10 protein-coding genes are annotated in these 16405 nt (G+C 63.1%); 6 read left to right on the forward strand and 4 right to left on the reverse strand.

The window, feature by feature from the left end:
* Window positions 1-301: 301 nt before the first annotated feature.
* Window positions 302-2416, reverse strand: coding sequence for a glycine--tRNA ligase subunit beta (gene glyS / locus N2597_RS02555; RefSeq protein ID WP_183597353.1), 2115 nt, complete (start codon window positions 2414-2416; stop codon window positions 302-304).
* Window positions 2417-2836: 420 nt separating this feature from the next.
* Between glyS and N2597_RS02560 the strand changes: the two genes are divergently transcribed.
* From N2597_RS02560 to ubiA, 5 genes are all read left to right on the forward strand, one after another.
* Window positions 2837-5146, forward strand: coding sequence for a Tex family protein (locus N2597_RS02560; protein WP_106797163.1), 2310 nt, complete (start codon window positions 2837-2839; stop codon window positions 5144-5146).
* A gap of 133 nt (window positions 5147-5279) precedes the next feature.
* Window positions 5280-6539 (forward strand): cyclopropane fatty acid synthase, encoded by a 1260-nt coding sequence (locus tag N2597_RS02565; RefSeq protein WP_106797164.1) that lies wholly within the window; start codon window positions 5280-5282, stop codon window positions 6537-6539.
* A 35-nt stretch (window positions 6540-6574) separates the two neighbouring features.
* Window positions 6575-7156, forward strand: a complete 582-nt coding sequence (locus tag N2597_RS02570) for a histidine phosphatase family protein (RefSeq protein WP_106797236.1) — start codon at window positions 6575-6577, stop codon at window positions 7154-7156.
* 354 nt (window positions 7157-7510) lie between these two features.
* The gene (locus tag N2597_RS02575) at window positions 7511-8323 is read left to right on the forward strand and encodes a MipA/OmpV family protein (RefSeq protein WP_183597351.1); all 813 of its coding nucleotides are present in this window, start codon (window positions 7511-7513) and stop codon (window positions 8321-8323) included.
* A 159-nt stretch (window positions 8324-8482) separates the two neighbouring features.
* A complete protein-coding gene (gene ubiA, locus N2597_RS02580; RefSeq protein ID WP_038692274.1) occupies window positions 8483-9442 on the forward strand; it encodes a 4-hydroxybenzoate octaprenyltransferase in 960 nt (319 codons plus the stop codon).
* An 81-nt stretch (window positions 9443-9523) separates the two neighbouring features.
* Here ubiA and N2597_RS02585 read toward each other — a convergent pair whose 3' ends face one another.
* Window positions 9524-10090, reverse strand: coding sequence for a DUF6101 family protein (locus N2597_RS02585; RefSeq protein WP_038687219.1), 567 nt, complete (start codon window positions 10088-10090; stop codon window positions 9524-9526).
* Window positions 10091-10390: 300 nt separating this feature from the next.
* On the opposite strand from N2597_RS02585, the gene N2597_RS02590 reads away from it, so the two are divergent.
* A complete protein-coding gene (locus N2597_RS02590) occupies window positions 10391-13714 on the forward strand; it encodes a DUF1217 domain-containing protein (RefSeq protein ID WP_077991024.1) in 3324 nt (1107 codons plus the stop codon).
* A 200-nt stretch (window positions 13715-13914) separates the two neighbouring features.
* Here the strand turns inward: N2597_RS02590 and N2597_RS02595 are convergent, their stop codons facing one another.
* Together N2597_RS02595 and N2597_RS02600 are read right to left on the reverse strand one after the other, a co-directional pair.
* Complete coding sequence (locus N2597_RS02595; protein WP_106797166.1) at window positions 13915-15351, reverse strand: FAD-binding oxidoreductase; 1437 nt, start codon at window positions 15349-15351, stop codon at window positions 13915-13917.
* Complete coding sequence (locus N2597_RS02600) at window positions 15348-16361, reverse strand: L-threonylcarbamoyladenylate synthase (protein WP_077991125.1); 1014 nt, start codon at window positions 16359-16361, stop codon at window positions 15348-15350. The genes N2597_RS02595 and N2597_RS02600 overlap by 4 nt, the downstream gene beginning before the upstream one ends.
* Between the last annotated feature and the right edge of the window lie 44 nt (window positions 16362-16405).

Consider the following 16405-nt stretch of genomic DNA (forward strand, 5'->3'; position numbering starts at 1 on the left):
GCCTGTTTGATAACGCCACGGCGGAGATAATGCCAGTGTCGGGGTGGGCGGGTTGTTCAATAGGTAGCGAACCGTATCCGCCCCTCATCCGCCTGCCGGCACCTTCTCCCCGCCTGCGGGGAGAAGGGACTAGCGGCTACCTTTCTGTTCCTCGTTCACCTTCCGTAGGGCACGTCCCCTCTCCCCGCAGGCGGGGGTCCGAAGGACGGGTCGAGACCCGCGGCTCGACCCGGCACGGGTTAGGGTGAGGGGCAGATATTTTGCGAGACCGCACTGCATCGACACTGGAAGAAGCCGAATATCACCCCGAAATCTTCGAGAAATCCGCAACCGTTCCCGTCGCTTCTCGGATCAGCCGGAGCAAAGCGAGGCGGTTGGCGCGGATGGCGGCGTCCTCGTCGTTGACCAGCACCTCTTCGAAGAAGCGGTCGACCGGGCCGCGCAGCTTGGACAGAGCTTCCATCGCCGAGCGGAAATCTTCCCCGGCCACGGCATCCGCCGCATCCTTCGAGGCAGCTGATATGGCGGCGAACAGTTCCTTCTCGGCGTCGAGCTTCAGGAGAGCCGGCGATACGCCGTCGGCAATGACCGTGCCCTTCTTTTCCTCGGCGGCGAGCAGTTGCGTCGCGCGCTTGGTGCCTGCAAGCAGGTTCTTGCCGTCTTCCGAGGTGATGAAGGCCGTCAGCGCTTCGACGCGGCGCGCCACCATCAAGAGGTCGTCGGCATCTGAAGTCAGCACGGCGTCGATGAGATCGTGGCGGGCGCCCTGATCGCGGAGATAGACCTTGAGGCGGTCGTGGAAGAAGGAGAGCAGGTCGCCATCCCTTGTCGTCGCCAGCAGCGGCAGGCGAACCCTTCGCTCCAGCAGGATCCTGACGACGCCGAGGGCTGCCCGCCGCAGCGCAAACGGGTCCTTGGAGCCGGTCGGCTTTTCGTCGATCGCCCAGAAGCCGGTCAGCGTGTCGAGCTTGTCGGCAAGCGCCAGCGTGATCGCCACCTTGTCTTCCGGCACCCGGTCGGACGGGCCTTGCGGCTTGTAGTGATCCTCGATCGCCGCCGCGACGGAGGCGTTTTCGCCCTGCAGCACCGCATATTTGCGGCCCATCAGGCCCTGCAGTTCGGGGAATTCGCCGACGGCTTCGGTGCGCAGATCGGCCTTGGCGAGTACGGCGGCGCGATCGGTGAGCGCCGCATCGGCGCCGGTGACGGCAGCCAATTCCTTGGCCAGCGCCCGGATGCGGGCGACACGCGCGCCCTGCGTGCCGAGCTTGGCATGGAAGGTCACGTCGAGAGCGTCGAGCTTGGCCATGCGCTGGTCGAGCGGCTTCTTCAGGTCGAGGCCGAACTTTGCCGCCGAAGCTGCGAGCGTTTCGAGATCCGGCAGGTTGCCCTGGTCGCGCTTCCAGAAATGCAGCGCGTCCGAAAGCCGGGCCCGCACCACCTTGCCGTTGCCGTGGACGATTTCCTTGCCGCCGTCATGCGCCTGGATGTTGGAGACGAGGATGAACCGGTTCGACAGCGTCTCCTCGCCCTGCTTGCGCGTGACGAAGCACTTCTGATTGGTCTTGATCGTCAGCCGGATGATTTCCGAGGGGATGGAGAGGTAATCCTCTTCGAAGGAGCCCATCAGCACCTGCGGCCATTCGACGAGGCCGGAGACTTCCTCCAGCAAGCCTTCATCCTCCACCAGCTCCAGCCCGTTGGCAAAGGCGATATCGCGTGCGTCGTGCAGGATGATGTCCTTGCGCCGCTCGGCATCGAGGATGACCTTGGCCTTCTCCAGGCTCGCCGCGTAATCGTCGAAGCGCCGGACGGTGATCGCCTCGGGCGTATGGAAGCGGTGGCCGTAGGTGATGTTGGAGGCGGTGATGCCGTCGATCTCGAAGGGGATGACGGTGGTTTCCTCATGTTCGGGGCCGAAGGTGCAGACGATCGATTGCAGCGGCCGCACCCAGCGCAACGCGCCGGACTTGGAGGAGGCCTTGCCCCAGCGCATCGACTTCGGCCAGGGAAAATCACGGATGATGCCGGGCATCACCTCGGCGACGATCTCTTCCGCCGCGCGGCCGGGCTTGGAGATGACCGCGACGTAGAAATCGCCCTTCTTCGGATCGCTGACCACCTGCGCCTCGGAGACCGAGGAAAGGCCGGCGCCGCGCAGAAAACCCTCGATCGCCTTCTCATTGGCGTCGGTGCGCGGCCCCTTGCGCTCTTCGCGCACGTCGGCCGAGCGCGCCGTCAGGCCATGAATGTCGAGCGCCAGCCGCCGCGGTGTCCAATATTCGCGCGCGCCCTCATAGGACAGACCCGCTTCGACAAGCGCATCGGTGACGAGCTTCTTCAGGTCGCCGGCAGCCTTGCGCTGCATGCGGGCCGGGATCTCTTCGGAGCGGAGTTCGAGAAGAAGGTTTGGCATGTCACACTTTTCCTTGCGCCCGCGGGCAGGGCGATCCAAAACGTTGCTTCTGCTATCAAAGAATGCCGCATCTGCACAACCGCAAAAACGGAAGAGAGCGACGGGGCAGGGGCGACCCTTCAGGCGTGTTGCCGTGTAGCCCCTCATCTGCCTGCCGGCATCTTCTCCCCGCTGGGGAGAAGGGATATGCCGCACCGCTTTTCCTCCATCGCAAAGCAGCGGCAAGCATAAGCCGCTGCCGCACCTCCCCTTCTACCCATCGGGGAGAAGGTGCCCGGCAGGGCGGATGAGGGGGCCACGCAGCAACACGTCTGCCGATCCCCCAATCACTCAACTTGCGCTGTGGAAACCACAGTCGGGCATTGCCTTGCCGCTTTTCGCCGCTATGGTCCCGCAACTTTCGTCGACACAGGGAATCCCATGGCCGCTGACCTCCGTTTTCTCGCAGCCCGCATTTCGGCCGAAATCAACGCCCGGCCGGATCAGGCCAAGGCCGCCATCGAGCTGCTCGACGAGGGCGCCACCGTGCCCTTCATCGCCCGCTACCGCAAGGAAGTGACCGGCGGGCTCGACGACACGCAGTTGCGCAATCTCGCCGAGCGGCTGGTCTATCTGCGCGAGCTTGAAGCCCGGCGCGCCGCGATCGTCGAATCGATCAACGGCCAGGGCAAGATGACCGACGAGCTGATGGCCAAAGTGGCCGGCGCCGACACCAAGGCCGAGCTCGAGGATCTCTATCTGCCCTATAAGCCGAAGCGCCGCACCCGCGCCGAAATCGCCCGCGAACGCGGCCTCGGCCCGCTTGCCGAAGTGATCCTTGCCGACCGCAGCCGGGAGCCGGCGGCGCTCGCCGAGGGCTTCGTCACCGCTGACGTGCCCGATGTGAAGACGGCGCTCGAAGGGGCGCGCGACATCATCGCCGAAGGCATTGCCGAAAATGCCGATCTGCTCGGCAGGCTGCGCGCCCATATGCGCCAGGCCTCGCTGCTGAAGGCCAAGGTCGCGGACGGCAAGCAGGCGACGGGCGAAAAATTTTCCGACTATTTCGACCATTCCGAACGCTGGGCGACCGCGCCCGGCCACCGCGCGCTCGCCATGCTGCGCGGCTGGAATGAGGAAGTGCTGACACTGACGATCGAAGCCGATGCCGAGACCGCCTCGCCGAACAAGCCGGTCGAACGCATGATCGCTGCCGCCTACGAAATCAGCGCGACCCGTCCCGGCGACCGCTGGCTGATGGAGGTCGCCAGCTGGACCTGGCGCGTCAAGCTTTCCATGTCGCTGTCGCTCGATCTGATGCGGGAGCTGCGCGAGCGGGCAGAAGAGGAGGCGATCCATGTCTTCGCCCGCAATCTCAAAGACCTGCTGCTCGCCGCCCCCGCCGGCTCGCGCGCCACGATGGGTCTCGATCCGGGCATCCGCACCGGCGTCAAGGTTGCCGTCGTCGACGGCACCGGCAAGGTGGTGGCGACCTCGACCGTCTATCCCTTCCAGCCGAGGAACGACGTGCGCGGCGCCCAGGTCGAACTCGCCTCGCTGATCCACAAGCACAATGTCGAACTGATCTCGATCGGCAATGGCACCGGCAGCCGCGAAACGGAAAAGCTGGTGGCCGACATGCTGGCCGAACTGCCGGCGCCGAAGCCGACCAAGGTCATCGTCTCGGAAGCCGGCGCCTCGGTCTATTCCGCCTCGGCGACCGCAGCGGCCGAGTTTCCCGATCTCGACGTGTCGCTGCGCGGCGCCGTCTCCATTGCCCGGCGTCTGCAGGATCCTCTGGCCGAACTCGTCAAGATCGAGCCGAAGTCGATCGGCGTCGGCCAGTATCAGCACGATGTCGACCAGCAGAAGCTGTCGCGTTCGCTCGATGCCGTGGTCGAAGACGCGGTGAACGCCGTCGGCGTCGATCTCAACACCGCCTCGGCGCCGCTGCTCGCCCGCGTTTCCGGCCTCGGGCCCTCGATCGCCGACGCCATCGTCCGCCACCGCGACAGTGAGGGCCGTTTCGAGACGCGAAAGGATCTGCTGAAGGTCGCCCGGCTCGGCGGCCGCACCTTCGAGCAATGCGCCGGTTTCCTGCGCATCCCGAACGGCAAGGAGCCGCTCGATGCCTCCTCGGTGCATCCGGAGGCCTATGGCGTCGCCAAGAAGATCGTCGCCGCCTGCGGCCGTGATCTCAGGGCGCTGATGGGCGACAGCGCCGCGCTGAAAGCGATCGATCCGCGCCAGTTCATCGACGAGAAATTCGGCCTGCCGACGGTGCGCGACATTATCGCCGAACTGGAAAAGCCCGGCCGCGACCCGCGTCCGAGCTTCAAGACCGCCACCTTTGCCGAGGGCGTCAACGAAATTTCCGACCTCAAGCCCGGCATGGTGCTCGAGGGAACGGTGACCAATGTCGCCGCCTTCGGCGCCTTCGTCGATATCGGCGTGCACCAGGATGGCCTCGTGCACGTGTCCCAGCTCGCCGACCGCTTCGTCAAGGATCCCCATGAGGTCGTCAAGGCCGGCGATGTCGTCAAGGTGCGGGTCGTCGAGGTCGACGCCAAGCGCAAGCGCATCGCTCTGTCGATGAAACGAGATGATGGTTCCGCAGCGCCGCCGCCGCGTGGTGATTCTCGCGGAAACCAGGGCTCGCGGCCTCAGAACGAGCGCCGGCCTGCTGCGCCGAAACAGGAGAGCCAGGGTGCCTTCGGCGCCGCACTGGCCGAAGCGATGAAGCGAAAATAAGGGTTTAGCCGGCATATCGGCAAAAATGCAACAATTTGGCAGCGTTCTGAACGGAGTGCTAGATCCGGAGCTTGTAAGGCGAAAGAGATCGCTTAAGTTGATGTGACTATCCTGTCACATCTGCGAGGCGTCCATGGCGTCGGCATTTCTATCGATCGTGCAGCAAATCATCCGCAAGGGTTCGTTAAAGCTTACCCTTGCCAATGGCGAGACCCATGATATCGGCGACGGCACGGGTGAGACCGTTGTCGCCCGCCTTGCCGACCAGGAGGCGGAGGACGCCATCCGGCGCGACCCGACGATGAAGCTCGGCGAAATGTACATGCAGGGCCGGTTCATTCTCGAACAGGGCAACATCTACGATTTCCTGTCGCTGGTGAAACAGAACACCACCAACGAGATCTTCGATTTCAAGATGGCAGCACTGCTCGTCGGCCGCATTGCCTGGCAGCAGTTGAAGAGCCGCCTGCCGGTCAATCGCAACAAGCACAACGTCGCCCATCACTACGACCTGTCGGCCAAGCTCTTCGATCTTTTTCTCGACGAGGACTGGCAATATTCCTGTGCCTATTTCGAACCGCCGGGCATCAGTCTCGACGAGGCGCAGCTCGCCAAGAAACGCCATATCGCCGCCAAGCTCCTGCTTGCGCCGAACCAGCGCATTCTGGAGATCGGCTCCGGCTGGGGCGGCATGGGCATGTATCTGACCGAGGCGACGGAGGGCGCCGAGTTTACCGGCATTACGCTCAGCGAAGAACAGCTCAAGGTCTCCCGTACGCGCGCCGAAAAACGCGGCCTTGCCGACCGCGTGCGTTTCGAGCTGCAGGACTATCGCAGCATGACCGGCCAAAAGTTCGACCGCATCGTCTCGGTCGGCATGTTCGAACATGTCGGCATCGGCAATTACGCCAATTTCTTCCGCAAGGTCTCTGATCTCCTCGATTACAATGGCGTCATGGTGCTGCATTCGATCGGCCGTCCGAAGCCGAGTTTCGGCACCAATGCCTTCATCGAGAAGTATATTTTCCCCGGCGGCTATATCCCGTCGGTCGGCGAAGTCGTGCCGCCGCTCGAAAAGGCCGGGCTGCTGGTCAAGGATATTGAGATCCTGCCGATGCATTATGCCTACACGCTGCGCCATTGGCGCGAGCGTTTCGTGGCGCGCAAGGCCGAAGCGGTGGCGCTTTACGATGAGCAGTTCTTCCGCATGTGGGAATTTTATCTCGCCGGTTCCGAGATGGGCTTCCGCTGGGACGAGCTCTTCATCCTGCAGATCCAGATCGCCAAGAACCAGTTCGCCGTTCCCGACAATCGCAATTACATCGCCGAGAACGAAGCCAGGCTGAAGGAATTCGAGGCGCGGCGCCCGCCGCTGGAAAAGGTGACATTCTGAGCGGTGGCAGCCGGACGCTATGAAAGGACATGCGGATGAGCAGTGCGTTTCCCGAGATCTATCTGGTCCGCCACGGTGAGACCGAGTGGAGCCGGTCGGGGCGTCACACCGGACGCAGCGACATTCCGCTGACTGAGGTGGGCGAGGCCGCCGCGCGCAAGCTTGCCGAGCGGCTCTCGGGCCTATCCTTCGCTGCCGTCTGGTCGAGCCCCTCCGTGCGCGCCCGCAAGACCTGTGCGCTCGCCGGCTTTGGATCGGGCGCGGTGATCCGCGACGATCTCGCCGAATGGGACTACGGCGCCTATGAAGGCATCACCACCAAGGAAATCCTGGCCGGCCGCCCCGGCTGGCAGCTCTTTCGCGATGGCTGCCCGAACGGCGAAACACCCGCCGATGTCGGCGCCCGCGCCGACGCCGTCGTCGAGGCGCTTCGCCAAGTGAGTGCGAACATCCTGATCTTCTCGAGCTCGCATTTCCTGCGCGTGCTCGCCGCCCGCTGGCTCGGCCTGCCGCCTGAAGGCGGTGCAAATTTCGTGCTTGATACTGCTTCTATCAGCGTGCTCGGTTTTGAGCACGATCTGACAGAGCCGGTCATTCGCCGGTGGAACCAGAGATAGACCGGCTGCGGAGCGAGACTGCGGTGAGGTCGGTTCAGGATGACCAAATCGTCGTTGGCGCCGTGCCTGCGGCCCCCTCATCCGACCCTTCGGGCCACCTTCTCCCCGAGGGGAGAAGAGGGAGCGAGCGGCACCGCCGTCACTCCTAGCTAAGGTCCTGGGGAACGAGACGTTGCCGCGATTCCCTTCTCCCCTCGGGGAGAAGATGCCGGCAGGCAGATGAGGGGGCCGCACGGCACAGCTTTCAATAGCAGCCTTTGCTTGCCGTGGTTAACATTGGCGTAACGACCTCACGATAAGTGTAGCCACCGCCGCCCTCCGCGGCTTTGTTTTTGCGTTTTCTGGAGTGTGGACGTGTTTCATCGATCAGTCGTATCGATCTCTTTCCTTATTGCCTTTTCATCCATCGCTCCCGCGGCCGCGCAGGACAGCGGCAAGCATTTCTGGTCGGGCGACTGGTACCTGAACGTCGGCGTCGCCGGCTTTTCCGCCCCGAAATTCGAAGGCGCGTCGCGCAACGAGTTCAAGTTCAGCCCGCTGATCTCGGTGGGCCGCCAGGGCGCCGGCCCGCGCTTTTCCTCGCGCAACGACAATCCCTCCTTCGCCCTGATCGACAAGGGCGCCGTCCGCGCCGGCATCGTCGGCAGGTTCGTGCCGTCGCGCGATGACGGCGATGGCCATGAGCTCAAGGGCTTGAGGAAGGTCAAGTGGGGTGCCGAGGCCGGCGGCTTCGTCGAGGTCTATCCGACCGATTTCCTGCGCGCCCGCGCCGAGGTCCGCCAGGGCATCCGCTCCCATGACGGCGTCGTCGCCGATCTTGCCGTCGATGCCTTTACCGATATTGCACCCGACCTGCAGCTGTCGGGCGGTCCGCGCGCGACATTTGCGACAAGCGGCTATTACGACGCCTATTACGGTGTCAGCGCCAAGCACGCCGCGGCAAGCGGCCTCGATCCCTACAAACCCTCCTCGGGCATTCAATCCTATGGCGCCGGCACGGCGCTGACATGGAAGGCGACGGAAAACCTGTCGGCAAGCTCCTTCCTTGAGTACAAGCGGCTGGCCGGTCCCGCCGCCGACAGCAGCCTGGTGCGCGAGCGCGGCTCGAAGAACCAGCTCCTGATCGGCGTTTCGGCGACCTACAAGTTCAATTTTTCGCTGCAGTGATTGCCGCCGCCCGCGCGTCTCTTCAGGTGCGCGAGCGCTGTAGGATCTTGAATCGCCGCAAAATTAATCCCTGAACTCGAGTCCGATCCCAAAGAGCATGCACGTGGCAGGCGGCGATCGCTTCTTGACCGGATCGCCGGCCGGTCGCTAGATGGCGGCATGCAAGATACTGGCGACTTCAACGACCGCGTTTCCGACGCGCCTTCCGACAACTGGGTCTACCGGATCCTGCCGCCATGGCTCTGGCCCTATGCGCAGCTCGCCCGCTGGGACCGCCCCATCGGCTGGCAGTTGCTGATGTGGCCGTGTTTCTGGTCGGCGACCCTTGCCGCCAATGCGGCGATCGACGAGGGGCTCTATTCCGGCAGCCTGCTGGTCTCCCACCTTATCCTCTATTTCATCGGCGCCGTCGCCATGCGCGGCGCCGGCTGCACCTACAACGATCTGGTCGATCACGAGATCGACATGCAGGTGGCGCGCACCCGTTCGCGCCCGCTGCCTTCCGGCCGCGTCACACGCGCCCACGCGAAAATCTTCATCGGCCTGCAGGCGCTGGTCGGGCTTTTCGTGCTCTTGCAGTTCAACTGGTTCACCGTCTTCCTGGGTCTGCTCTCGCTCGGCATCGTTGCGCTTTATCCCTACGCCAAACGTTTCACCGACTGGCCGCAATTCTACCTCGGCCTTGCCTTTTCCTGGGGCGCGCTGATGGGCTGGGCCGGCATTTTGGGCGAGATTTCCTTCGCCTCCGTCCTGCTTTATGCCGCCTCCGTCGCCTGGACGATCGGTTACGACACGATCTATGCCCATCAGGACAAGGAGGATGACGAGCTGATCGGCGTCCGCTCCACCGCCCGGCTGTTCGGCGATAGGACGAGGGCGTGGCTGATCGGCCTTTACGGGCTGACGCTGGTGCTGATGTTTGTCGCCTTCGCGCTTGCCGGCGCCAATCTCATCGCTTTCTTGGCGCTGCTCGGCGCGGCCGGCATGTTCGCCTGGCAGATCGTCCGGCTCGATATCGAGGATGCCGCCCAATGCCTGGCGCTCTTCAAGTCGAACAACCGCGTCGGCCTGATCATCTTCTTCGGCCTGTTCATCTCGCTGCTCTTCGCCATTCCCTGAATGGAACGGCGAGTGAAACGACAAAACCCGGCGCGGGCGCCGGGTCTTAATGTTTGCGAAAACCAAGCGTCGCGATGCCGCTCAATTGCGGGCGATGATTTCCTTGCCTTCGATCCGCATGGCGACGCCGAGCTGGCCGGTGGTGCGGCGCACCAGGAAGCGCGGACGACGATTGGCGAAGTAGGAATGGCGACGGCGCGGCTTCAGATCGCCGGTGCGCAGGGCGCCGATGTGGTCTTCGAGCGGCCGCGCGACGCCGTCGGCCTCGACCATCAGCATCGGAATGCGGAAGGCCTCGGACCAGCTGCGCCAGTCGGCGGCGATATCGCTGAGATCATGGGCAACCAGCAGCGGAATGCAGAGCTCCGGGTCGGCATGGTGGAGTTCGAGCGTGACGGTCACCTCGCCGTCGCCATGGTCGATGGCGCGGGCGGCGACACCCTTGAAGACACGCTTCGGCAGGGCAATCGAGAGCGGCAGGCCGCTGGAGGGAAGGACTTTGCGCAGGACCGCGCCGCGTTCGTCTATGGTGATGCTGACGTCATCCGAACAATCATGGATGGCGTAGCTGACCTGCTGCGGGAAGCGGGACGGATCGAGACGCAGCGTCGTGCCAGCCCAAGCGGGCTTCAAAACGGGATTGTTCATTTCATTCTACCCTTGTCTTACCTGAGAGCCGGTTTGCGGTCTTCTCCTCGGGACTTTTCGTCCTCTATGGCCGACAATAGGCGGGCGCCCTTCCGTACAGCTTAAAAATTGCGGTTAAGAAAACTTTGCCTCCCCTGATGGTTATCAAAACCGAATCCGGCAGGGTTTCCGGAAGGTGAACGCTGTGCCGTCCCGAAATGACGCAACCCAGAGGTAAGTCTCGGGTAAGTTTTGCGTGGCAAAATGGGCTTACCGGCAGTTCGTCGTTCTTTTAGAGATTTTGCCAAAAGGGCGCTTTTGATGATTACGGCTTCCCTCGCTTATTCGATCCTGTCGAAGGATATGACGTCGAGCCTCAACAAGGTCGCGTCGCAGGCGACGGTCAAGAAGGATGCGCAGTACTACGCCGACCATATCAACAAGGTCACCTCGGTCGACGACTTTCTCGGCGATTACAAGCTCTACAGCTATGCGATGAAGGCCTATGGTCTCGAGGATATGACTTACGCCAAGGCGTTCATGAAGAAGGTGTTGGAGAGCGATCTGACCGATCCCAACAGCTACGCCAACAAGCTCTCCGATGCGCGCTACCGCGAATTCGCCGCCGCCTTCAATTTCAACGCACCCGAGAAGGACGTGCAGACGGACGCCCAGGAGGACGAGCTCATCGGCCTCTACAAGCAGTCCTTTGTTGATGCCGACAAGGCGTCGGCCGCCGAGAGCACCTATTACAGCAACAATATCGACAGCGTGCAGACCGTCGACGATCTGGTCAACAACACAAGGCTGCGCACCTATGTGCTGAAGACCTTCAAAATCGATCCGACCTATGCGTCGAAGGATTTTCTGCGCCAGGTGCTGACGAGCGATCTCAGCGACCCCGCAAGCGTCGTCAATACGCAAGGCGGCGACAAGTACAAGGCGCTTGCCGCCCAGTTCAGCTTCAATGCCGACGGCACCGTCACCGGCACCGCCCAGACCGCGGCGCAGAAGGCCTCCGTCATCGAGACCTACACACTGAATTCCCAGTCCGTCATCATCGACAATTCGGTCGGTTCGGACGTTGTCTATGTCAGCAAGACGGCGGCCGAATACAACAAGGCCTATTATACCGCCAAGATCGGCACGATCACCAATGTCGACGATCTGGTCGCCGACAGCCGCCTGACCTCGTACATCAAGACCGCCTACAGCATGGGCGCCGATTTCACCGCTGCGGCACTGCGCACGGTCCTGACCGATCCCGGATATGCCCAGCTGATGGGCTTTACCAACGTCTACAACGCCTTCAACTTCAAGGCGGATGGTTCGACCTCGAACACGGCACGTGTGCGGACGATCGAGCAGGCGAACAAGCTGTCGTCGGCGGCGTCGCAGACCGCCAACTACTATAAGGTGACCTCGCAATCGAGCGGCATCACCAATGTCGACGACCTGCTCGCCGACGCAAACATGGCGCGCTACATCAAGGATGCCTATGGTCTCGGCACCGATTTCAGCAATGCCGATCTGAAGAACATCCTGACCGACCCGGCCTATGCCGCCGCGCAGGGCCATGCCGATATCAATGCCGATTTCAACTTCCAGGCGGATGGCTCGATCAACGGTTCGGTGATCCAGACAGAGACGCAGCGGAAATCGACGACCGACAAGTCGGCGGCGAATGCCGCCCACTTCAACGCCATGATCGACAATGTCACCAATGTCGACGACCTCATGTCCGATCCCGTTGCGGTCAGCTATCTCAGAACAAGCATGCAGATCGCCGACAGTGTTTCCGATGCGACGCTGAGGACTTTCCTCGTCGATCCGGCGGCGGCCAGCGCCCAGGGCTATAGCGACGTTCACGATCTCTTCAATTTCAAGACGGACGGGTCTGTCGCCACCCTTTATGCCTCGCAGACCGCCACCCAAAGCGCCAACACGACAAGCAAGGCCGACAATGCGGCCGTCTATTACCAGTCGACCATCGCCGGAATCTCGAACGTCGATCAGTTGCTGGCGGACCAGAAGCTCAACAACTTCGTGCGCAATGCCTACGGCATCCCGTCTACCGTCACGGACGTCGATCTTCGCAACATCCTGACCGATCAGAGCGGCACCGGCACCTATGCCGACGTTGCCGCCGCCTTCAACTTCAAGGCCGACGGATCGCTCGAGGATGGCTTGGCTGCGCAGACGTCCAGCCAGATCACCAACACGAAAATTGCCGCCGGAGCGCGCACCGACGATTATTCTTCCCGGATGGCGACGATCGCCAATGTCGACGAGCTCATCGCCGATCCCGCCATCACCAATTTCCTGAAGAGCACCTACAATCTGCCGTTCAACATCTCGGACGCCGACCTGAAGAGCATCCTGACCGATGCGACGGCTGCCGCAGCCGCCGGCCATGCCGACCTCAACGCCGATTTCAATTTCGCCGCCGATGGATCGCTGCCGGCCGTCAGCTCGGTGCAGACGGCCGATCAGGCGCAGACCACCAATGACAACTATATGGCGCGCTATGACGACGAGCGCGACGAGGCGATCGAGGAGGTCGCCGACAACTACTCGAGCATGATGGCCGACAGCACGAGCCTGCTCGATACTGCCGAGATCAAGAGCGTCAACGACTTCCTGCGCACCAATGCCGCGGCCGATTTCAAGAAGAGCAACGACAATCTGCCGGACCCCTATCATGTGGCGCTGCAGGCCTTCGGCCTGACCGACCAGGACGTGCCGCGCTCGATGATGCGCAAGATTCTGACGAGCGATGCTTATGACCCGGATGGCTATATCGCCTCACTGAAGGACGAACGCATCACCAATCTCGCCCGCGCCTTCAATTTTGGACCGGACGGCAAGGCGGCGTCACCCTTCCAGGCGCTTCCCGACGCGACCCTGGCCAAATACGCCACCGACTACAAGGCGCATATGACCATGCTGCTGAAGGCCGGCCCGGTAAAGGACAAGGCGTCGAAGGACGCGACCGCCGAAGTCGATTATTTTGCCAAGGGCATGGCCAAGGTGAAGTCGCTCGACGATTTCCTCGACGACAGCCGCCTGACCGATCTGGTGCTGAAGGCGAACAACCTCGACCCGAAGGATTACGACAAGGCGACGCTGAAGAAGATCTTCACCTCCGACCCCGACGACAAGAAGAGCTACCTGAACAGCAAAGCCGATGCGCGCTTCCAGGACATCGTCGCCGCCTTCAACTTCGACAAGGACGGCAATCTGACCCGCGCCAAGATCGGCACGATCCAGAACAAGGCGGCCGAGGAGAACACCCAGGAGCTCTATGTCAGGCAGACGCTGGAAGCCCAGCAAGGCGAAACCAACGACGGTGTGCGCCTGGCGCTCTATTTCAGCCGCAAGGCCCCGAGCATCACTTCGATCTATTCAATCCTCGGCGACAAGGCGCTCTATCAGGTGATCACGACGGCCTACAGCCTGCCGGCTCAGATATCGAGCATGGACGTCACCAAGCAGGCCGATCTGATCAACCGCTTCGTCAAGCTCGAGGATCTCCAGGATCCGAAGAAGGTCGACAAGCTGCTGCGCCGCTTCACCGCGATGTACGATGTTCAGAACAGCGCCCAGCAATCGCCGGCGCTGCAGATCCTGACCGGCGGCGGCTGATAACTGGCTTAAGAGGGAATTTCCCGCGCTTCGCTATCGATAGCTGCCCCTCACCCTAACCCTCTCCCCGTTCTGACGGGGAGAGGGGACGTGCCCCTGCGAGACGTTGGCGATGGACGGAGAGGTTGCGGCATATTCCCTTCGCCCCGCAGGCGGGGAGAAGGTGCCGGCAGGCGGATGAGGGGCCGGTCTCGCCACCCTCAAACGTCGAGGCTGACGACCTTTCCCGGATTCATGACACCAGCCGGATCGAAAGCGCGTTTGATGCGGCGCATCAGCTCGATTTCGATCGCCGGGCGGATCGCCGCCAGTTCGTCGCGCTTCAGTTGGCCGATGCCGTGTTCGGCCGAGATCGAGCCGCCATGGGCGAGCACCAGCCCGTGCACGATGTGGTTCATTTCGCGCCAGCGGGCGATGAAGGCGGCTTTGTCGGCGCCGATCGGCTGGGAAATATTGTAATGGATATTGCCATCGCCCATATGGCCGAAGGCGCAGATGCGGGCTCCGGGCATGGCCGCAATGACCGCCTCTTCGGCCTCGGCGATGAAATGCGGGATCCTCGACACCGGCACGGACACGTCGTGCTTGATCGATCCGCCTTCCGGCTTCTGAGCATCCGACATGCTCTCGCGCATGTGCCAGATGGCTTTCTGCTGGGCGACGGATGAGGCGATCGCCGCATCGAGCACCAGACCGGCCTCAAAACCCTGTTCGAGCACGCCGTTCATCATCCGCTCCGCCGTCTCGGCCGAATCCGACGTCGAAATATCGATCAGCACGTACCAGGGATAGGCCGCTTCCAGCGGATCGCGCACCCCGTCGATATGGCGCGTGGTGATCTCGACCCCGAAACGCGGCATCAGCTCGAAGCCGGTGAGCGAGGTGCCGCAGAGACTGGCGGCAAGGTTGAAGAGACCGAGCGCGTCTTCGACCGAATTAAGGCCGGCGAATGCCACCTGATGGCCGAGCGGCTGGGGAAACAGCTTCAGCACCGCCCCGGTGATGATGCCGAGCGTGCCCTCGGCGCCGATGAAGAGATCACGGAGGTCGTAGCCGGTATTGTCCTTCTTCAGCCGACGCAGGCCATCCCAGATCTCGCCGGTCGGCAGCACCACTTCGAGGCCGAGACAGAGCTGGCGCATATTGCCGTAAGCAAGCACCGCCGTGCCGCCGGCATTGGTGGAGAGATTGCCGCCGATGCGGCAGGAGCCTTCCGAGCCGAGCGACAGCGGAAACAGCCGCCCATGCGCCTCGGCCGCCTTCTGCACATCGGCCAGAATGGCGCCGCCGTCGGCGACCAGCACGTTGGCTACCGGATCGACGTCGCGAATCCTGTTCATGCGCTCCAGCGACAGGATGATATCGGACTGGCCCGCGCGCGGCGTCTGGCCGCCGACGAGGCCGGTATTGCCGGTCTGCGGCACGATTGCGGTTCCGGTCTCGGTGGCGAGTTTCATGATTACAGAGACCTCCTCGACCGAGCCGGGCTTTAAGAGGAGAGGGGAGGAGCCGTGATAGAGCCCGCGGTTTTCGATGAGATGCGGCGCCAGGTCGGCCTCGCCACGCAGCGCGTATTTGTCGCCGACGATGGCGGCGAAGCGGTCGAGAAGATCGGTTGAAATGCCGGGGTTGCTCATCGGGTCGATCCTCTGTCGCTTCTATCAGCTTTGTCAGTCGCGCGGGGAGCGGCAGCCCTTTGCAGGCGGTCGTTGATCGCTTCGCCCAGGCCGTCGTCGGGAATGGGCGAAAAGGCGATGCTCGAAACGCCGCTGGCATCGGCCCGCTTCATGTAGTCGAAAAGGTTGGCCGCCGCTTCCGCAAGGTCGCCGCGCGGGCTGAGGTCGAGAACGATGCGTGCGTCGCGCGCGCCCGCGACCGCCGCACCGCCGAAGGCGATCAGCGCCTCGCCGGGTTCCACGGCGCTCGCATTGAGACGCACGCTGGCGCCCGGCGCATAATGCGAGGCGAGCATGCCCGGCGCCTCGATGGCCGCCGATGCCTTTTTGGCGCGCAGCAGCGGCCTGCCGGCGACATGCTCGATCTCGCGCGCCGCAAGGCCGCCGGGCCGAAGCAGCCTAACCCGGTCGCCTTCCACCTTGACGATCGTCGATTCGACGCCGACCGTGCTCGGGCCCGCATCGAGGATCAACGGAATCTTCGCGCCGAGATCGGCCTCGACATGGGCGGCACTCGTCGCGCTGATGGCGCCCGAGGTATTGGCGCTCGGGGCTGCGAGCGGCCGCCCGAAAGCGCCGATCAGGGCGCCGGCGAAACCCTTCGGCACGCGCACGCCGACGCTGTCGAGACCGGCAGTCGCCAGCGAATGGATCGGGCTTTCGGCCTTGAGCGGCAGCACGAGCGTCAGCGGACCGGGCCAGAAGGCTTCGGCGAGCGCCCGCGACAGCGGATCGAACTCGGCATGATGTTCGGCCATGGCAAGGTCGGCCATGTGACAGATCAGCGGATTGAAGCGCGGCCGGCCCTTCGTCTCGTAGATGCGGGTGATGGCGGCGGGGTTGGTGGCGTCGGCGGCAAGGCCGTAGACGGTCTCCGTCGGCATGGCGATGGCGAAGCCGTCGGCAAGAGCCGCTGAGGCCGCTTCGAGCGCCGCCTGCCTGTCTGCCTTGATGTCGATGATGCGTGCCATGTGCTGCCCGGATTGATCCCGGCAGGTCATTAGGCTTTCCGCCG

This window comes from Rhizobium sophoriradicis, assembly GCF_025200795.1.
In the GTDB taxonomy this organism is placed as follows: domain Bacteria; phylum Pseudomonadota; class Alphaproteobacteria; order Rhizobiales; family Rhizobiaceae; genus Rhizobium; species Rhizobium sophoriradicis.